The following is an 18,095-nucleotide window of genomic DNA, read 5'->3' as shown; positions in this document are numbered from 1 at the left end:
TTCCCCCGCAGGAGCTGGCCGGGCGGCGTTCCGCTTGCCAGCGAAGGCGCCCGCCAGAACGGCGCAAGGCTCAAGAGCCTCTTCGCCGGCAAGCCGGCTCCTACGGTTTTGTGTAGGCCGCGAACCGGTTTGCGATCAGCGCGCTCGACGCGCCTTGAAGAATTCGCTCAGCACCGTGCCGCACTCCTCGGCCAGCACCCCGCCCTCGTACAGCACCCGATGGTTGAGAAACCCTTGGGTGAAGAACTGCCCCTGGCTCTGCACAATGCCGGCCTTGGGTTCCAGTGCGCCGTACACTACCCGGGCAATGCGCGAATGGACGATCAGCCCGGCGCACATGCTGCAAGGTTCAAGGGTCACGTACAGGGTGCTGCCGGGCAGGCGATAGTTGCTCACCGCCTGGGCCGCTTCGCGGATCGCCACCATCTCGGCGTGGGCGCTGGGATCGCTGCCGCTGATGGGGCAGTTGTAGCCACGGCCGATGATCTGCCCATCCAGTACCAGCACCGCACCCACCGGCACTTCCCCCAGGGCGGCGCCTTGGGCCGCCAGGGCAAGGGCTTCACGCATGAAGTCCTGGTCGCGGCTGCGGTCGATGATCGGCGCCGGGCGTATCTGGCGCATCACACCACCTCGATGGCGGCCATCAGGCCGGTTTCCATGTGGTCGATCACGTGGCAGTGGAACATCCAGACCCCCGGGTTATCCGCCACCAGGGCGACCCGGGCACGCTCGTTCTTGCCCAGCAGGTAGGTGTCGGTGAAGTAGGGGGTGATCTTCTTGCGGTTCGAGGCGATGACCTTGAAGCTCATGCCGTGCAAGTGGATCGGGTGCTGGTACTGGGTCATGTTCTTCAATTCGAAAATGTAGCTCTTGCCCTTTTTCAGGGTGGCAATCGGGCGGTCGGCGCAGGTCTTGTCGGTGATGTCCCAGGCCTGGCCATTGATCTGCCACAGGCTTGGCGGCTTGCCATTGTCCACGTTCACCGAGACCGAGCCAACCCATTCGAAATTGAAGTTGAGCTTCTCGGCGTTGTCGAGATCCGGCTCGGCCACGGGGTTGGCCGGCAAGGCGGCGGGCCACTGGGTGGGCGCGTCGTTGTTGGCCACCGAGCGCAAAGTGCCCAGGCGCACCGGTCCGTTGCGCAGGGACAACTCCACACCGGCCGCCGGCGCCTTGATCGCCAGGCAGATGCGCATGCCCGGGCCCAGCCAGTATTCCTTGCCCAAGGGGCGAGGCTCGATGGGGTTGCCGTCCAGAGCGTAGATCTGCGCTTCGACATCCGGGATGTTGATGCGGTAGGTCAGGGTGTTATCCAGGTTCAGCAGGCGCACCCGGGTGATCTGCCCGGCCGGCAGGTCGATCACTGCCTGGGACACACCGTTGATGGTGGACAGGCGCCCGGCCGTACCACCGCGCGCCGCCTCCCGAGGGATGCTGAAGGGCATGAACGCGCCCTCTTCATCCACGTGCCAGCTTTTCAGGCTCAGGGTGCGCTCGTACTTGAAGCCGGTGGGTTCGCGTTCTTCGATGATCAGCGGGCCCACCAGGCCGCGACCCAGTTCTTCACTGCTGTTCACATGGGGGTGATACCAGTAGCTGCCGGCATCCGGTACGCGGAACTTGTAATCGAAGTATTCGCCGGGCAGCACCGGCAGTTGCGAGACGTAAGGCACGCCGTCCATTTCCAGGGGCAGGCGGATGCCGTGCCAGTGGATGGTGGTGGCCACCGGCAGGTGGTTGATGAAGCGTACCCGCAGCCATTCGCCCTGGCGCACCCGCAGTTCGGTACCCGGCGCTGAAGGGCCGAAGGCCCAGGCCTCGGTCTTGTGCCCAGGCACCAGCTCCACGTCCAGTGGCGCGGCGATCAGCTCGTAATCGTGCCCCGCCTCGGCGTCAGCCATCTTTCCCAGCCAATAACGCGATGCGCCGCCCGCCCCCACGCCCACCACTACCAGACCGGCCAGACCACCGAGTATTTGTCGACGGGTAAAGGACATGGACTCAACTACCTCACGTATCAGCCGCGGGCCCAGGCCCGCAAAAGGCGAATACGATACACCCGCAGTTGAGAAACAGTAAGGCCGGCGCGGCGACGGGACGCAGGCGAGACGGGGAAACGATGGGTGTTTTCGAGAGTCTGCTCGCTGGCAAGCCCGTTGCTCTTGTAGGAGCCGGCTGGCCGGCGAACAGCCCCCTCAGCCCTGCAATCCCAGCAGCAGATGCACCACGCCACCGGCCAGGGGCATCACCGCCGGTACCCCCGCCACGCGCAAGGCGCTGCTGTCCAGCAGTTGCGGATCATGCAGCTCAAGGCGCAGGCGGGTCAGGGCCAGGGGTTGCTGGCTCTTGATGTTGGCACTGCCACCCAGCGCCGCCAGCATTGCGTCATTCAGAACATTGCCGTTGGCCCTGGGGGCCTTCGGCTGATCAGGGATCAGGTCCGGAGTCAGGGCTTTCCAGAACGCGCGTTGCAATTTCTCGAACATTTTCAGTTCTCCAGAACCAGTGAATCGGCTGCGACTTGCTGCTTGTGCAGGTATTCACGTACCTGAACCGCGTCCTCCAGATCGATGATCCGAGCTGCCAGCGCCTGGCATTCGCTCAGATCCAGCTCGCGTACCCGGGCCTTGATGGCCGGAATCAACGGCACGCTCACCGACAGTTCGTCCACCCCCAGGCCCAGCAACAGCGGCACTGCCAGGGTTTCGGACGCCAGTGCACCACAGACTCCGACCCACTTGCCGTGGGCATGGGCGGCCTGCACCGTTCGCGCGATCAGGCGCAGCACCGACGGGTGGAAGCTGTCGGCCTGACTGGCCAGGCGCGGATGATCACGGTCCATGGCCAGGGTGTACTGGGTCAGGTCGTTGGTGCCGATGGAGAAGAAATCCACCTCCGGAGCAAAGCGATCTGCCATCAGGGCCGCCGAAGGCACCTCGATCATGATGCCCAACTTGGGCCTTTCCGCCAGGCCCAGGGCCCGAACCTCGTCATCCAGTAGCTGCCGCGCCTGACGCAGCTCCGCCAGCTGGCTGACCATGGGCAACATGATGTGCAGGCGTGCCTGCCCGGCGCTGGCGAGAATCGCCCGGAACTGCTCCCGCAGCAGTTCGGGGCGCTCCAGGCACAGGCGGATGCCACGCAGGCCGAGAAAGGGGTTGGCTTCACTGTCCATGGGCACATAGGCCAGGGGCTTGTCGCCGCCCACGTCCAGGGTGCGCACCACCAGATTGCGCTCAGGGCCCAGGGCCTGGGCGATGGCCCGATAGGTTTCAGCCTGCTCCTCCAGGCTGGGGGCGTGGCTGCGGTCCTGGTAGAGGAACTCCGAACGCAACAGGCCGACGCCCTCGCCTCCCAGGCTCATGGCCTGCTCGGCCTCCGCCAGAGAGGCAATGTTGGCCGTGACCTCCAGATGATGACCATCGCGGGTCACCGCCGGTTGCGCCGCCTGGGCCAGGTCCTGACGCTGGCGCAGGCGTTGCTGCTGACGCAGGGACTCCAGTTGCTGCAAGCGTTGCGGGTCAGGGTCCGTATGCAGTTCGCCGCGATCGGCATCCAGCAGCACCCGGGTGCCGTTGGCCAGGGACAGGACCCGGGGCGACAGCCCACAGATCGCCGGCAGGCCCAGGGCTCGGGCGAGAATCGCCACGTGGCTGGTGGCGCCGCCGCCGACAGTGGCAAACCCCAGCACCTTGGCCGTGTCCAGGCTGGCGGTCTGCGAGGGGGTCAGTTGCTCGGCAATCAGAATGGCCTGGTCCGGCAAGCTCACGGCATGCTCTTGCACCCCGAGAATCAGCTTGAGCACCCGTTGGCCGACGTCCGCCAGATCCACCGCGCGTTCAGCCAGCAGCGTGCTGCCCAGGCCCTTGAACAGCTCGGCGGTAACCTCGATGGCACTGTTCCAGGCAAAGGCGGCGCTCTTGCCGGTGACGATCAGGGCTTCGGTTTGCTGCAACAGGCTCGGGTCGTCGAGGAGCTCCTGGTGGGCACGGAAGATTTCCTGCTGTGCTTCACCCGGGGCATTGTCCCGCAGCTGTTGCAGGCCCCGCACCGCCTCTCGCAAGGCCCGCTCAAGGACTTCACGCTCCTGCTGCGGGTTTGCCGCCCACTCGCTTATCTGCAGGCGCTGCTCAGCCACATGGACCACCTGGCCGACCGCCGAACCCGGTGACGCACAGACACCCCGCAGAACCGTCTCCAACGACTCATCCCGCGCCGCTACTGGCTCAGGACTCGGCGCCGCAGCACTGACTTTCTCGCCACAACCCGAGGCCAGCAGCTCCACCAGAACCTGGATCGCCTGCTCGGCATCCGCACCCGCAGCACTGACCTGCAAGACATCGCCCTGCACCGTCTGCAACGCCATGATCGACACCAGGGACTTGGCATTGGCCGAGTCCTGGCGCCGGTGCAGGCAGATATTCGCGGCAAAGCCCTTGGCGGCCTGGGCCAGCAACGCCGCCGGACGTGCATGCAGCCCCTGGGGGTTGCCCAGGATCAGCGGTTTGGAAAACAGCGCCTCTGCTTCAGCGCCCTCGGCCTTGGCCCCTTCCTCTGCGCAGGCGGGCTCGATCTGCAACACCGGCTGTCCCAGCTCCACCAGCAGGCTGCCGGACACCAGCCCCATCACCGCCTCGCCACTGACCACCAGCATCAGGGTCAACAGGCTGCGCGCGTGCCGGGCCAGATAATCAGCATCGAACTCGATCAGCGGCTGGCCTGCCGAGACCTGCTGACCCTCCTCGACCAGACAGGTGAAGCCCTTGCCCGCGAGGTTCACCGTGTCCAGCCCGATGTGCATCAGCACCTGCTGGCCCTGTTCACCAGTGATGCTCACCGCATGGCCGCTGTGCTGCAGGTTGCTGACCACCCCGGACAGAGGCGCACAGAGGGTCTGGGAAGTCGGGTCGATGCACACGCCGTCGCCGATCACCCGGCTGGAAAACACCGGGTCGGGCACCTGCTCCAGGGGCAGCAGCACCCCGGACAGGGGCGCGAGCAATTGCAAGGGTTGGGTTATGGCCATGACGTCACCTGCTAATGATTCCTTGAAGTGCCGATGGAGCGCGAGCCCCGACAGCATCGCTTATTTCCACCAGTACTCGACCTGCAAACCGACGTTCGCACCGTGTCGGGCGGTGCCGAATACACCGCTGTCGGACAGCGCGGAGCCGGCCGCCAGTTCGTTGGCCGCGCGTTTGGCGGCCTCGTTCCAGCTGGCATAGGTGTAATACAGGCGCACCTCGGGCCGCGCCCAGAACTCCGGCCCCTTGGGTGACCAGGTGGGCGCGAAGGTGAACTTGCTGAGTTTGCGGGTGCCCCCGGGCGCCTCCACCTGATCATGACCAAACTCGGTCACCAGCTTGAACTGTTCGGTGATGGCATAGGCCGGGCGCACACCCAGGGAGATCCAGTTCTGGTCCTGGCCGTCGGGGCGAATGTCCTTCTGATAGACCGCCTCTACCTGGCCGCCGAAGCGCGGGGTGACCTGCCAATCGAAGAACTCCACCAGGCGATAGCTCTTGTTGCCGTCATCCAGATAGGGATTGCCGGTGTAGCCCAGGCCGGTACCAGGCCCCTCACCGTATTGCAGGGCCAGTTTGTTCTTGCCGCCGAAGAAGTCTTTCTGCACATGCTGGGTGGTGATCGCCCAGCCATTGTGGGCACCACGGCGATCGGGCTTTTCCAGGTAGCTCAGGCCCAGCTCCAGCTCGCCGCCGGGGTTGGTCTGGAAACCGGCAACGTTGAAGTCGTGACGGCTCACGGCCTGCTTCTGGTAGAGGTTGTCCTTGCGGGAAAAGGCGTAGCTGTATTTCAGATCGCCGATGCGCACGTCCTCGACCCCGCCGCCAGTGGCGCTCTGGTTCCAGTAGTAGAAGTCGGAAATATGGATGTCGTTACGCTTGTAGTAACGGCGCCCGGCCCACAGCGAGCCGCCATTGAGGCTGGGCAGGTTCGACCACTGGGCGTACATCTGCGGCATGCGCGCCGAGCCGTTTTCGCCCTGGAAGGTCAGGTTGCGGTCGTAGCGGTTGTAGAGCGAAGCCATGCCGTCGACGCTGAGCACCGAGCCGTCCTCCAGGGTGTACAGGTCCTGGCGCAGCTCAAGCTCGGCGTACTGCTCACACTCGTTGCCCAGGCGGTACTTGGAGGGCGCGCCGGGTAGCTGAAAGCAGGACTGCGGGCCGCTGTTGACCGAAGTGCCAAGGCCGCTGCGCAGGTAGCCGGCGAACTCCAGGGCCTGGGCCGGAAAGGGCAATGCCAGGCACAGGCAGGACGCCGCCAGGCCGCGATTTATTGTTGTTTTCATAAGCCACCCCATTATTTTTATTGTGATATTTCGATCCGCAGAAGCCGGCTTGCCGACGAACGAAGCCCTGCGCTGTATCTGCAACAGCGCATTCACGGCAGAGGCAAACCGCCCGGCGGCTTCTGCGAGGATTGTCAGCAGTCGGTCAGGTGCAGGACGAAGGACTCATAGGGCCGCAGCCGCAAATGCCGGCTGCGGGCGCCATCCCCCGGGTAGTTGCTGATCAGCAGACGCTGCTGCATGCCCGGCTCGATGACCTCCTGCGGCAATTCAACCTCGCACGGCGAACCGTAGAAGTTGTTCACCACCAGCAGTCGCTCGCCCTGCCCTTCCCGCACGTAGGCCCAGACCTGCGGATGCTCGGGCAGCAATTGGCGATAGACGCCGTGCTGGATCAAACCCTGCTCACGGCGCAACGCGATCAATTGGCGATAGTGGTGCAGCACTGATTGCGGGTCGTCGAGCTGTGCCTGGACATTGATCTGGCCAGCGTTGGCCGCAACCTCGATCCAGGGGGTGCCGCTGCTGAAACCGGCATTGGCCCCGGCACTCCACTGCATTGGCGTACGCCCGTTGTCCCGGGACTTCTGCTGGATCGCCGCCATGATGGCCTGCGGCTCTTCACCGGCCTCGCGCTTGAGGCGGTAGATGTTCAGGGTCTCGACGTCGCGATACTGCTCGATGCGCTGGAAATGCGGATTGGTCATGCCCAGCTCTTCGCCCTGATAGACAAAGGGCGTGCCCTGCAGCAGGTGCAATGCGGTGGCCAGCATCTTCGCCGACACCACACGGTGTTCGCCGTCGTCGCCAAAGCGCGAGACCACCCGGGGCTGGTCGTGGTTACACCAGAACAGCGCATTCCAGCCGCCACCGGCCTGCATGCCGGTTTGCCAGTCGGAGAGGATGCGCTTGAGCTCGAGGAAGTCGAAATCGGCCCGCAGCCACTTCTGCTGATTGGGGTAATCCACCTTCAGGTGATGGAAGTTGAAGGTCATGGACAGCTCCTTCGACTCCGGGTTCGAGTAGCGGATGCAGTGTTCCAGGCGGGTGGACGACATCTCGCCGACATTCACCAGGTCATGGCCGGCGAACACTTCCCGATGCATTTCCTGCAAGTACTCGTGAACGTTCGGGCCATCGGTATAGAAGCGCCGGCCATCGCTCTGGTCCTCGGGGAAGTCCGCAGGCTTGGAGATGAGGTTGATCACGTCGAGACGAAAGCCGCCGACGCCCTTGTCCCGCCAGAAGCGCATCATCTTGAAGACTTCGGCGCGCACCCGTGGGTTGTCCCAGTTGAGGTCGGCCTGGGTGTGATCGAACAGGTGCAGGTAGTACTGGCCGGTCTGTGCCTCGTATTCCCAGGCAGAGCCGCCGAACTTGGACTCCCAGTTGTTGGGCTCATCGCGCCAGATGTAGAAATCCCGGTAGGGGTTGTCCAGGCTGCTGCGGGCCTGCTGGAACCAGGCGTGCTCGATGGAGGTGTGGTTGACCACGATGTCCAGCATCAGCTTGATCCCGCGCTTGCCGGCCTCGGCGATCAGCAACTCGCAGTCGGCCATGCTGCCGTAGCTGGGATCGATGGCGTAGTAGTCGCTGATGTCATAGCCGTTGTCGCGTTGCGGCGAACGCAGGAACGGGGTCAGCCACAGGCAATCGACCCCCAGCCAGTGCAGGTAGTCGAGCTTGTCCACCACTCCCAGCAGGTCGCCGGTGGCCTGCCCTTGGTGGCTGTGAAAACTTTTCGGGTAGATCTGGTAGATCACCGAACGCTGCCAGTCTTGCATGGGGGAATCCTTTGGAAAGTGCGAGGGCATTCGCCGGCGAGCCGGCTCCTGCAGGGCCGGTCAGGCCACTCGGTAGCCGGGACGGATGATCTTCAGGCTCAGGCCGCAGGTCAGGACGAAAGGCACCACCAGGGCGACGACCATGCCGATCACGAACATCGGGATGTATTGCGGAATGATCGAGATGAACCCCGGCAGCCCACCGACGCCGATAGCCGAGGCCTGGACCTTGTTCAGCGAGAGGAAGATGCTGCCCAGGGCCGAACCGATCAGCGCGGCATAGAACGGAAACTTGTAGCGCAGGTTGACGCCGAACATCGCCGGCTCGGTGATGCCGAAATAGGCCGAGATCGCCGAGGTCGAAGCCATGCTGCGGTCCCGGGCATTGCGGCTCATGGTGAACACCGCCAGGGCCGCGCTGCCCTGGGCCAGGTTGGACATGACGATCATGGGCCAGATAAAGGTGCCGCCCTGGGTGGAGATCAGTTGCAGATCGACCGCCAGGAACATGTGGTGCATGCCGGTGATCACCAGCGGCGCATAGAGGAGGCCAAAGATCGCCCCACCCACCACCGGCGCCAGGTCGAACAGGGTGACCACGCCTTCGGTGATCAGGATCCCCAGATGGCGGGTCACCGGGCCGATGATCGCCAGGGCCAGCACCCCGGTGACCACGATGGTGGTGATGGGCACCACCAGCAGGGTAATGGCGTTGGGCACCCGGGCCCGCAGCCATTTTTCGATCACGCTCATCACATAGGCTGCCAGCAGGATCGGCAGGATCTGCCCCTGGTAGCCGACCTTCTCGATCTGGAACAGGCCGAGGATGTCGAAGTACGGCAGGCTCTGGCCATCCAGCCCGGCCACGGCCTTGCCGTAGTTCCAGGCGTTGAGCAGGTCCGGGTGCACCAGCATCAGCCCCAGGACGATGCCGAGGATCTCGCTGCCGCCGAAGCGCTTGGCTGCCGACCAGCCCACCAGGGCCGGCAGGAACACGAAGGAAGTGTTGGCCATCAGGTTGATCAGGCTCCACAGCCCGTCCAGGCCCGGGTAGGCCTCGAGCAGGGTCTGGCCCTCGATGAACATGCCCTTGGCACCCAGCAGGTTGTTCACCCCCATCAGCAGGCCGGCGATGATCAGGGCCGGCAGGATAGGCATGAACACATCGGAGAACACCCGCACCAGGCGCTGCATGGCGTGGGTCTTCTGCGCGCCCTTGTCCTTCACATCGGCAATGGTCGAGGCCGCAAGGCCAGTCTGCTCACGCAGCGCCGCATAGACCTTTTCCACTTCGCCGGGGCCGATCACGACCTGGAACAGGCCGCCGGTGAAGAACGATCCCTTGACCAGGTCGATCTGGTTGAGCGTGGCGCTGTCGACCCGGCTCGGGTCCTTCAGGGCCAGGCGCAGGCGGGTCACGCAATGGGCAGCCTGCTCGAGGTTGTCGGCGCCACCGAGGCTGTGCAGCAACTCGCTGGCGATCGTTGAATAGTCGTGGCTCATGCTCGTTCTTCCACCTGAGTTTTTTGTTATTGGCAGCACGCCGAGGAGGAAACTACTCGTCTGTACGAGTTAAATCAACAACTCGTACAGACGAGTTTGGATTTTTCTTCGAGCCAACGCTCGAAATGTGCTTTTCCGAGCCGACTCCGGCCTGCTAGGTACATGGACAAATACCCCGCGCAGCCCTTAAGGTGCCTACCTTGAGCACAGCGCGGCACAGAGCCATCCCATGAGCAAATACAACCAGATCTACAGCGATCTGCTTGCCAGCATCACCACCGAACGTCTGGAGCGTGGCGCCCGCCTGCCTTCGGAAAGCGAACTGATGGACAGCTACCAGGCCAGCCGCGGCACCGTGCGCAAGGCCATCGAACTGCTGCAGGAGCGCGGCTTCGCGCAGAAGATCCACGGCAAGGGCACCTTCGTGCTCTCGCCCAATCCCATCGAGTTCCAACTGGGCGGCATCGTCAGCTTCCAGGAAACCTATCCAGGCCTGGGGGATGACGTCAGCACCGAGGTGGTGGAGTTCAGCCAGTTTCCTCTCGAAGGCCCGCTGCGGGCCCATCTGCAAGCCGAAGAAGGCAGCCTGATCACCCGGATCAAGCGGGTCAGGCGCATTGACGGCAAACGGGTGATTCTCGACATCAACCACTTTGTCGCCGATCTGATTCCAGGGCTGGACCGGCAGATCGCCGAGCAGTCGATCTATGCCTACATCGAACAAACCCTGCAATTGAGCATCAGCTACGCCCAACGCACCATCGAGGCCAGCCCGCGGAGCAAGGACGACCAGCAGTTGCTCGACCTGGACGGCCAGAGCCACGTGATCGTGGTGAGCAACCAGACCTTTCTCCAGGACGGGCGCCAGTTCGAGTACACCGAATCACGGCACACCCTGGACAAGTTCTACTTCTCCGACGTGGCGCGGCGCTGATTCAGCAACCATCTCCGAGGACGCATACGTCTATCAGTGGCACTGGTTGCAGGACACCTTATCCATGTCAGTAAATTGCCGGCCTCTGTAGATCACCACATGGGAGCTTGCTGACTCGATTACTTACACATTGCATGGAGCAGCGATGAACCGACCTTTACTGGCTACAAAAATTGCCTCAGGCCTTTCTGGGTGGCACCAACTTCAAACCGCTCAGAATCTCAACAACTTATCCGGTGAAGACTCCGCCCGGTCCGTCACGGCCCAGATCATAAACGCACAAGGTCAATTTCTTCCGGCAACCAGCCAGCTACCACCCGACTGGGGAAACACAAAAAAACGGGTAGATCTGGCCCTTCTGGGACGTTCGCTTAATACAGTTATCTGGTACGGCGCCATTGAACTCAAATGGCCGAGTTCGGCTGTCGATATGCATCAAGTCCGACAGAATATCTTCCAGGATGCTATGCGCCTGGCATTTATCAGCACAAACGGACTGAGAGCCAGATTCCTCATCGTGGGTGGTGAAAGCAGCACTATCAGCACATTGTTCGATACCCAACATCCCAATGCGCCTGATCGAGAAGGCCGCCGGCAAGCCTTTGCCCGCCTGTTCTCCCGCGACTTGAGCAATCCCCGTGGCTTTCTTCCTTCCAACGAATGGGCGGTAAGCTTTCCGCAGGCCGGCGATAGAGTGCCGCAAACGACGTTCAACGGATTCAATGGCAGATTGAAAACCGAACTCATTGCGCATTCACAATCGAAAATAGGCTCCACCACCGTAGGCTCTGTGTTTATCTGGCAGTGCAGCCGCACCCGCGGCACAGCAGCCCCGAATAGCGGACAAGCGGGTTTGACACCATAAGGGTGGTGCTTCACGGAATCCCGTTTCGATACACTGTCTCCTGAAAATCACCGACTCGGCAGTTTGCACCCAATAGATAGCCTTCGTCCGCACACAGATGCGTCGCTTAATCATCTTGCAAGCTGCCAACAAGGACCTTCATGAACCACCACCAAGCCTTCAAGGCGCATCTGGACACTCTTCCCCACGGTGTAGATATTCTGCGGGTATGCAAAAGCTACAAGACCGCTGAGGACGACTATGCCTTTGAGCTCAACGGTCGCTTAAAGGCCGGCCTGCCTCTGGAAAGATTTTTTAGCGACCTACCGCATCTCAAGAAGCTCATAGGCGCTACGCCAACAGACACCATCACCTTGTTTCGAATGACATCAGAGGCGGAGTTTTCCGTTCCATTACTTCAAGCCCTTGAAGGAACCTTCACCTATCAAGCCTTCATGTCGACTACGAGCGATATCAACGAGCTGGGGAAATTCATCCCGCTATCAGGCGCACCGCTGATCCTTGAAATAGAGTGCCCGCCTGGCATGGCATTCGCGCCTATCGATTTCATTTCTGGAATCAAGGAAGGTGAATACCTGCTTGGCTGTGGAACTAAGTTCCGAATGACTTCCGATCCGCAAGCCCTGAGCGTGGAGCAAGCCAAGGAATACGCTTCAGGACGCAGTGACCTGCGGCTTATAAAGCTCAAGGTCGTCGAGAACCCACCCTATATTGAACCTGACAGCCTCCTCCAGATCAGCGTCTGACTTCATGATCGCCAAGGCAACCTGGCACCTAACCACGCGTAGACCGTATCGGAGCTAGGTTGCCAGGCGAATACCCCATCAGCCCAGCAAGGCCACCAGTTCACCGCTGAGGGGGCCGATGCGCTGCGACTCCTTGGCGGTGTTCACCTGCTGCGCCACCCGCGCCACCTCGATCACCGGGTGCTTGAGGGCGTAGCCGCCCTTGCTGTCCAGCCAGCTCAGGACCTCCGCCAAGTGCCACAGCGAAGCGCTGCCTTCATGGATCGCCAGGGGAAAGCTGTCGGCATGGCCGAGCATCAGCTTGCGCATGTTCTGCCGGGACACGCCGACGATCTCGGCGATCTCGCTGAGGCCGACAAAATCCGGGCTGGCCTCCACCAGCCGCGCTTCGGGAATGATCCGCTTGATATCCCCCAGGGCACTGAGCAGCGCCGCTTCGGCACTCTCGGCCTCGCGACTGAACTCCAGGGCCAGGCGCCCGGCCAGGCCGGTGCCCACCAAGACGTCGGTGCAACCCGCCGCACCGAGGCGCTCCACCAGTTGCAGCGGATCACAGCCCTCCAGCGGCAGCAGGTAGTTGAGGGTGAACAGGTATTCCATGGTGCTTACTCCTTGCGGGCTGCCGGCGACTTGGCTCCACGCAGCTGGTTCAGGGTGCAGTTATCGATCACCCGGCATAACGCCCGGGCGTGCTGGGTCGGGTTCTTCGGCGTGCGCCATACGCTGGTGATGGAGAACTCGCCACAGCGACACACTTCGTTGTTGTACGGGCAGTAGATCCGCCCCCAGGCATGACCACCGCCGACCTCGATGCGCCAGCCCTGCCATTCGGCGTAGCGCAGGGCCATTTCAATGTCCTTCTTGGGATGAGTTGCACGAGCCATCCATAGCCTCCAGTATCGCCAGTCACACAAGGTTGTCAACCGACAACCTTGTACCCTCCGATCAAACCCCGCCGCGAACAAGCCGCAGCAAAAACAGGCGGGGGGAGATCCAAGGGTAGAGAGAAGCCCAGGACAAGGGGCCGAGCATGTCTTACGTGATATTGCCGGAAGGCGAAAAAGCGCCGCTTCCAAAGGTCCTGCAACACAAATGCCGATGTGTACCGCAGGCAATCCTCCAGAAACGACAATGGCGATCGACACCCGAAGGTCCCGATCGCCATTGGCTAAAGCGAATGGATCAAGCGCCGATCACTCGGCCCCGATCATTCCCACTCAATCGTGGCCGGCGGTTTGCTCGACACGTCGTAGGTGACGCGGGAGATGCCTTCGATCTCGTTGATGATCCGGCCGCTGACGGTTTCCAGCAGTTCGTAAGGCAGGTGCGCCCAACGTGCGGTCATGAAGTCGATGGTTTCCACGGCGCGCAGGGCCACGACCCAGGCGTAACGACGGCCATCACCTACCACGCCCACGGATTTCACCGGCTGGAACACCACGAATGCCTGGCTGACCTTGTGGTACCAGTCGGCCTTGCGCAGCTCTTCGATGAAGATGTGGTCGGCGCGACGCAGCAGGTCGGCGTATTCCTTCTTCACTTCACCGAGAATGCGCACGCCCAGGCCCGGGCCCGGGAACGGGTGACGGTAGACCATATCGTACGGCAGGCCCAGTTCCAGGCCCAGACGACGGACTTCGTCCTTGAACAGCTCGCGCAGTGGCTCGACCAGCTTGAGGTTCATTTCCTCCGGCAGGCCGCCCACGTTGTGGTGCGACTTGATCACGTGGGCCTTGCCGCTTTTCGCGCCAGCCGACTCGATCACGTCCGGGTAGATGGTGCCCTGGGCCAGGTACTTGATGTTTTCCAGCTTGCAGGATTCGGCATCGAACACGTCGATGAAGGTACGGCCGATGATCTTGCGCTTCTTCTCCGGGTCGGCTTCGCCGGCCAGGTTATTGAGGAACTGCTCCTCGGCGTTGGCGCGGATCACCTTGACGCCCATGTTCTCGGCGAACATGGCCATTACTTGCTCGCCTTCGTGCAGGCGCAGCAGGCCGTTGTCGACGAAGACGCAGGTCAGCTGGTCGCCGATGGCCTTGTGCAGCAGGGCCGCGACCACCGAGGAGTCGACGCCGCCGGACAGGCCCAGCAGGACGTTGTCGGTGCCAACCTGGGCACGGATCTGGGCAATGGCGTCCTCGGCGATCTTCGACGGGGTCCACAGCGCTTCACAGCCGCAGATGTCGAGGATGAAGCGCGACAGGATGCGACCGCCCTGCTTGGTGTGGGTCACTTCCGGGTGGAACTGCACGCCGTAGTAGCGCAGGTCGTCGTTGAACATGCCGGCAATCGGGCAGCTCGGGGTGCTGGCCAGGATGTGGAAGTCTTCCGGCATCTTGGTGACCTTGTCACCGTGGCTCATCCAGACATCTAGGCCGAACAGGCCGTCGGCGTCGACGTGGTCTTCGATGCCGTCCAGCAGGCGGCTCTTGCCGACCACATCAACCCGGGCATAGCCGAACTCACGCAGCTCGGAACCTTCGACCTTGCCGCCCAACTGCTCGGCCATGGTCTGCATGCCGTAGCAGATGCCGAAGACCGGGACGCCCAGGTCAAACACCGCCTGCGGGCAGCGAGGGCTGTTGGCTTCGTGCACGGATTCGGGGCCGCCGGCGAGGATGACGCCTTTGGGAGCGAATTCGCGGATCGCTTCGTCGTCCATGTCGAACGGATGCAGTTCGCAGTAGACCCCGATCTCGCGCACACGGCGGGCGATCAGTTGGGTGTACTGGGAACCGAAGTCGAGGATCAGGATACGGTGAGCGTGAATGTCGAGGGCCATGGTCAGTCTCGTCTAATTTCAGAAACGACACGGGGCTGAAAAACACAGCCCCGGTTACTAAATTCGTCAATCGCCTCCGGGCCTTGGCCTGGAGGCGATCACTATCAACCTACGCGATAGTTTGGCGCTTCCTTGGTGATCTGCACGTCGTGGACGTGGGATTCAGCCATGCCGGCACCGGTGATGCGGACAAACTCCGGCTTGGTGCGCATTTCTTCGATGTTGGCGCTACCGGTGTAGCCCATGGAAGAACGCAGGCCGCCCATCAGCTGATGGATGATCGCGGTCAGGGTGCCCTTGTACGGCACGCGACCTTCGATACCTTCCGGCACCAGCTTCTCGGCACCCGCGGAGGAGTCCTGGAAGTAGCGGTCGGAAGAGCCCTGGGCCTGGGACATGGCGCCCAGGGAACCCATGCCACGGTAAGCCTTGTAGGAGCGGCCCTGGAACAGCTCGATCTCGCCTGGAGCCTCTTCGGTACCGGCGAACATCGAACCCATCATCACGCAGGAAGCACCGGCGACGATGGCCTTGGACAGGTCACCGGAGAACCGGATACCGCCGTCGGCGATCAGCGGCACGCCCGTGCCGACCAGCGCCGCTGCAACATTGGCGATGGCGCTGATTTGCGGCACGCCAACACCGGCAACGATACGGGTGGTGCAGATCGAGCCAGGGCCGATACCGACCTTGACTGCGTCGGCGCCAGCTTCGGCCAGGGCCTTGGCGGCAGCGCCAGTGGCGATGTTGCCGCCGATCACCTGCACTTGCGGGAAGTTCTCCTTGACCCAGCGAACGCGGTCGATCACGCCTTTGGAGTGACCGTGGGCGGTGTCCACCACCACCACGTCGACACCGGCATTGACCAGCGCAGCAACGCGATCGCCAGTGTCCTTGCCAGTACCGACCGCAGCGCCGACGCGCAGGCGACCCTGGTCGTCCTTGCTGGCCAGCGGGTAAGCCTTGGCTTTCTCGATATCGTTGACGGTCATCATGCCCTTGAGAGCGAAGGCGTCGTCGACGATCAGTACACGCTCGATGCGGTGCTTGTGCAGCAGCTCGCGGACGGCGGTCTTGTCGGCGCCTTCCTTGACCGTGACCAGGCGCTCTTTAGGCGTCATCACTTCACGGACGCTGACTTCCAGACGGCTTTCGAAACGCACGTCACGGGAAGTCACGATGCCCACCAGGTCGCCGTTGTGCAGTACCGGCACACCGGAGATGTTATGCATGCTGGTCAGTTCGAGCAGGTCACGCACGGTGGCGTCGGCCTCGATGGTGATCGGGTCCTTGACCACACCGGCTTCGAAACGCTTGACCTTGCGCACTTCGGCAGCCTGCTGCTCGATGGTCATGTTCTTGTGGATGATGCCGATGCCGCCTTCCTGAGCCATGGCGATTGCCAGACGGGCTTCAGTGACGGTGTCCATGGCGGCGGAAACCAGTGGAATATTCAGCTCGATGCCACGGGTCAAACGGGTCTTAAGACTGACTTCATTAGGCAGTACTTCGGAATAACCGGGCACTAGGAGAATGTCGTCGAAGGTGAGGGCTTCTTGGCTGATACGCAGCATCGCGGGGGCTCCCGGGCGGGAAAATGGAAGCGCGCCATTATACTCAGACAGCTACCCGGGCTCAATGTAAAACTCTGGCTAATATCACTGGAGTGATAGATGGAGATATCCGCGCGCTACAACTCGACCTTGACCCAACTTATCGGCTGATCCAGCCAGTCGGCGAACTCGTCGATAAAGCTCTGTTTAAAACCCGCTTCGGCCCAGTTGTTGAAGATAAAGCCCAAGTTGGAAAAACCGCATTCCTGAAGAAACAGAAAGCCGTTGATGTCATCTTCATGGCCGCATTCGGGGCAGGTGAAGTTGTCGGTACGCCCTGGCATCCAGTCTTCCAGGCTTTCGAACAGCGCCTCACCGATTTCCTGCCGGCACTCGGCACAGCCCGCTTCCTCGAGAAAGCCCTTGGCCGGGGTATAGATGCAGCGCTTGGTGATGATTTCCAGGCCATTGATCGGCTCGCCGAAGGGCAGCGCCTCTGGCCGCAGCACCACCTCCCGTGCCCCGGCGGCAATGGCGTGCCCCATGCGATTGCCCGTGCGCCCGCAGGTGCTGAGGCTTTCCTCGACGATGTTCTTGCGCACCAGCCAGCGCACGATCGCCCGGGCCCGGGGCTCGTGCACCGGCAGGGTGGAAATTTTCGGGACGAGGATGCTTTGGGAGTTCATGGATAAGCCTGGAACATGCGGGGACGGTACTCACGCTTTCGCCGGCAAGCCGGCTCCTGTCATCAATTGTAGGAGCCGGCCTGCCGGCGAACGAATTCAAAGGCCCGCAGCTTAATCCCTGGCCCCAGCAGGTCAAGTGCTCAGGTAACGGCCGATCAAGGCAACGCCACTGGCCAGCACCAGCCAGGTCACCAGGCGTACAAAAGCCTCCCGGGACAGTTTCATCGTCAGCCGGCGGCCAATCCACAACCCCAAGGCCATCGCCGGCAACAGGCATAGCGCCAATAGCAGCAGCGGCAACTCGGCATAGACCCCGGCCAGGGCGAACAGGCTCAGGCGCACCACGGTGCTGCAACTGATCAGCGCGCTCTGGGTCGCCCGCGCCGGGTCCTTGGGCAGGCGGCTGTTCAGGTAGATGGCATATAGAAAGCCGCCACTGCCGAAGAGGGCGCCAAACAGCCCACCGACAATCCCCATCGGCACCGCCCAGCCGGCCGCCAGTTGGGTCGGACGCGCCTTCACCCACAGGCTGTAGATGGCATAAGCACTGATGAACAGCCCCATCAATAGCAGCAACAGATCGGATTTGAGGTTGAGCAGGAAGATCACCCCCAAGGTGCAACCTACTGCCATGCAGGGCAACAGGCGCAGCAACTCCGGCCTGGCCACATCCTTGCGCGAGGGCAGAAGGTTGCCAAAGGCTGCGACAAAATCCAGGAGCACCAGCAGCGGCACGATCTTCGACAGCGGCATGAACAGGATCAGCACCGGCCCTGCCACCAGCGCCGTACCGAACCCGGCAATGCCGAACACTATGTACGCCAGCGCGATACCCAGGCCGATCACCAACCAACTGCCCGGGCCGAAAGACCACTGGTTCAAACCCTCGATTACCACGCTCATCGCTGCGACTTCCCAGTTGAATA

16 protein-coding genes are annotated in these 18,095 nt (G+C 62.3%); 3 read left to right on the top strand and 13 right to left on the bottom strand.

From position 1 onward, the window contains the following. Window positions 1-135 precede the first annotated feature (135 nt). The 7 genes from tadA to treP all read right to left on the bottom strand — a co-directional run bounded on the left by tadA (window position 136) and on the right by treP (window position 9,600). Window positions 136-624 carry a tRNA adenosine(34) deaminase TadA gene (gene tadA / locus BM382_RS08495; RefSeq protein WP_041119721.1) on the bottom strand — a complete coding sequence of 163 codons (489 nt, stop codon included), beginning with the start codon at window positions 622-624 and terminating at the stop codon, window positions 136-138. After that, entirely contained in the window at window positions 624-2,000 is a 1,377-nt protein-coding gene (locus tag BM382_RS08490) for a multicopper oxidase family protein (protein WP_015636864.1), read from the bottom strand. The genes tadA and BM382_RS08490 overlap by 1 nt, the downstream gene beginning before the upstream one ends. 198 nt (window positions 2,001-2,198) lie before the next feature. Further along, on the bottom strand, window positions 2,199-2,489 hold the full coding sequence (locus BM382_RS08485; protein ID WP_011063183.1) for a PTS sugar transporter subunit IIB: 291 nt from the start codon (window positions 2,487-2,489) through the stop codon (window positions 2,199-2,201). Window positions 2,490-2,491: 2 nt separating this feature from the next. Continuing rightward, the gene (gene ptsP / locus BM382_RS08480) at window positions 2,492-5,029 is read right to left on the bottom strand and encodes a phosphoenolpyruvate--protein phosphotransferase (protein ID WP_072442613.1); all 2,538 of its coding nucleotides are present in this window, start codon (window positions 5,027-5,029) and stop codon (window positions 2,492-2,494) included. Window positions 5,030-5,089: 60 nt separating this feature from the next. After that, entirely contained in the window at window positions 5,090-6,313 is a 1,224-nt protein-coding gene (locus BM382_RS08475) for a maltoporin (RefSeq protein WP_011063185.1), read from the bottom strand. Between the two features lie 134 nt (window positions 6,314-6,447). Beyond that, window positions 6,448-8,097, bottom strand: coding sequence for an alpha,alpha-phosphotrehalase (gene treC, locus BM382_RS08470; RefSeq protein WP_072442611.1), 1,650 nt, complete (start codon window positions 8,095-8,097; stop codon window positions 6,448-6,450). A gap of 60 nt (window positions 8,098-8,157) precedes the next feature. After that, window positions 8,158-9,600: a PTS system trehalose-specific EIIBC component gene (treP, locus tag BM382_RS08465; RefSeq protein ID WP_011063187.1), complete on the bottom strand. Its 1,443-nt coding sequence runs from the start codon at window positions 9,598-9,600 to the stop codon at window positions 8,158-8,160. Window positions 9,601-9,829: 229 nt separating this feature from the next. On the opposite strand from treP, the gene treR reads away from it, so the two are divergent. The 3 genes from treR to BM382_RS08450 all read left to right on the top strand — a co-directional run bounded on the left by treR (window position 9,830) and on the right by BM382_RS08450 (window position 12,145). Further along, on the top strand, window positions 9,830-10,534 hold the full coding sequence (gene treR / locus BM382_RS08460) for a trehalose operon repressor (RefSeq protein WP_011063188.1): 705 nt from the start codon (window positions 9,830-9,832) through the stop codon (window positions 10,532-10,534). Between the two features lie 145 nt (window positions 10,535-10,679). After that, the gene (locus tag BM382_RS31570; RefSeq protein ID WP_138641126.1) at window positions 10,680-11,399 is read left to right on the top strand and encodes a hypothetical protein; all 720 of its coding nucleotides are present in this window, start codon (window positions 10,680-10,682) and stop codon (window positions 11,397-11,399) included. A 140-nt stretch (window positions 11,400-11,539) separates the two neighbouring features. Further along, entirely contained in the window at window positions 11,540-12,145 is a 606-nt protein-coding gene (locus BM382_RS08450; RefSeq protein ID WP_011063189.1) for an ADP-ribosyltransferase family protein, read from the top strand. A gap of 78 nt (window positions 12,146-12,223) precedes the next feature. Here the strand turns inward: BM382_RS08450 and BM382_RS08445 are convergent, their stop codons facing one another. The 6 genes from BM382_RS08445 to BM382_RS08420 form a co-directional block, all read right to left on the bottom strand. Beyond that, window positions 12,224-12,745 (bottom strand): helix-turn-helix transcriptional regulator, encoded by a 522-nt coding sequence (locus tag BM382_RS08445; RefSeq protein WP_011063190.1) that lies wholly within the window; start codon window positions 12,743-12,745, stop codon window positions 12,224-12,226. A 5-nt stretch (window positions 12,746-12,750) separates the two neighbouring features. Continuing rightward, window positions 12,751-13,029, bottom strand: a complete 279-nt coding sequence (locus BM382_RS08440; RefSeq protein ID WP_041774463.1) for a hypothetical protein — start codon at window positions 13,027-13,029, stop codon at window positions 12,751-12,753. Window positions 13,030-13,352: 323 nt separating this feature from the next. Beyond that, window positions 13,353-14,930 (bottom strand): glutamine-hydrolyzing GMP synthase, encoded by a 1,578-nt coding sequence (gene guaA, locus BM382_RS08435; RefSeq protein WP_011063192.1) that lies wholly within the window; start codon window positions 14,928-14,930, stop codon window positions 13,353-13,355. 104 nt (window positions 14,931-15,034) lie between these two features. After that, window positions 15,035-16,504 (bottom strand): IMP dehydrogenase, encoded by a 1,470-nt coding sequence (gene guaB, locus BM382_RS08430; protein WP_015636874.1) that lies wholly within the window; start codon window positions 16,502-16,504, stop codon window positions 15,035-15,037. Between the two features lie 116 nt (window positions 16,505-16,620). Continuing rightward, window positions 16,621-17,169, bottom strand: a complete 549-nt coding sequence (locus BM382_RS08425) for a hypothetical protein (protein ID WP_011063194.1) — start codon at window positions 17,167-17,169, stop codon at window positions 16,621-16,623. Between the two features lie 132 nt (window positions 17,170-17,301). After that, window positions 17,302-18,072, bottom strand: a complete 771-nt coding sequence (locus BM382_RS08420) for a sulfite exporter TauE/SafE family protein (protein WP_011063195.1) — start codon at window positions 18,070-18,072, stop codon at window positions 17,302-17,304. Between the last annotated feature and the right edge of the window lie 23 nt (window positions 18,073-18,095).

Source organism: Pseudomonas sp. NFPP25 (assembly GCF_900116505.1).
In the GTDB taxonomy this organism is placed as follows: domain Bacteria; phylum Pseudomonadota; class Gammaproteobacteria; order Pseudomonadales; family Pseudomonadaceae; genus Aquipseudomonas; species Aquipseudomonas protegens.
Note: the sequence above shows the minus strand (reverse complement) of the source record. Positions and strands in the feature narration are given on the sequence as shown.

Coding starts and splice junctions, on each gene's coding strand:
- tadA (WP_041119721.1), bottom strand. CDS start 624: ATGCGCCAGATACGCCCGGCGCCGATCATCGACCGCAGCCGCGACCAG.
- BM382_RS08490 (WP_015636864.1), bottom strand. CDS start 2,000: ATGTCCTTTACCCGTCGACAAATACTCGGTGGTCTGGCCGGTCTGGTA.
- BM382_RS08485 (WP_011063183.1), bottom strand. CDS start 2,489: ATGTTCGAGAAATTGCAACGCGCGTTCTGGAAAGCCCTGACTCCGGAC.
- ptsP (WP_072442613.1), bottom strand. CDS start 5,029: ATGGCCATAACCCAACCCTTGCAATTGCTCGCGCCCCTGTCCGGGGTG.
- BM382_RS08475 (WP_011063185.1), bottom strand. CDS start 6,313: ATGAAAACAACAATAAATCGCGGCCTGGCGGCGTCCTGCCTGTGCCTG.
- treC (WP_072442611.1), bottom strand. CDS start 8,097: ATGCAAGACTGGCAGCGTTCGGTGATCTACCAGATCTACCCGAAAAGT.
- treP (WP_011063187.1), bottom strand. CDS start 9,600: ATGAGCCACGACTATTCAACGATCGCCAGCGAGTTGCTGCACAGCCTC.
- treR (WP_011063188.1), top strand. CDS start 9,830: ATGAGCAAATACAACCAGATCTACAGCGATCTGCTTGCCAGCATCACC.
- BM382_RS31570 (WP_138641126.1), top strand. CDS start 10,680: ATGAACCGACCTTTACTGGCTACAAAAATTGCCTCAGGCCTTTCTGGG.
- BM382_RS08450 (WP_011063189.1), top strand. CDS start 11,540: ATGAACCACCACCAAGCCTTCAAGGCGCATCTGGACACTCTTCCCCAC.
- BM382_RS08445 (WP_011063190.1), bottom strand. CDS start 12,745: ATGGAATACCTGTTCACCCTCAACTACCTGCTGCCGCTGGAGGGCTGT.
- BM382_RS08440 (WP_041774463.1), bottom strand. CDS start 13,029: ATGGCTCGTGCAACTCATCCCAAGAAGGACATTGAAATGGCCCTGCGC.
- guaA (WP_011063192.1), bottom strand. CDS start 14,930: ATGGCCCTCGACATTCACGCTCACCGTATCCTGATCCTCGACTTCGGT.
- guaB (WP_015636874.1), bottom strand. CDS start 16,504: ATGCTGCGTATCAGCCAAGAAGCCCTCACCTTCGACGACATTCTCCTA.
- BM382_RS08425 (WP_011063194.1), bottom strand. CDS start 17,169: ATGAACTCCCAAAGCATCCTCGTCCCGAAAATTTCCACCCTGCCGGTG.
- BM382_RS08420 (WP_011063195.1), bottom strand. CDS start 18,072: ATGAGCGTGGTAATCGAGGGTTTGAACCAGTGGTCTTTCGGCCCGGGC.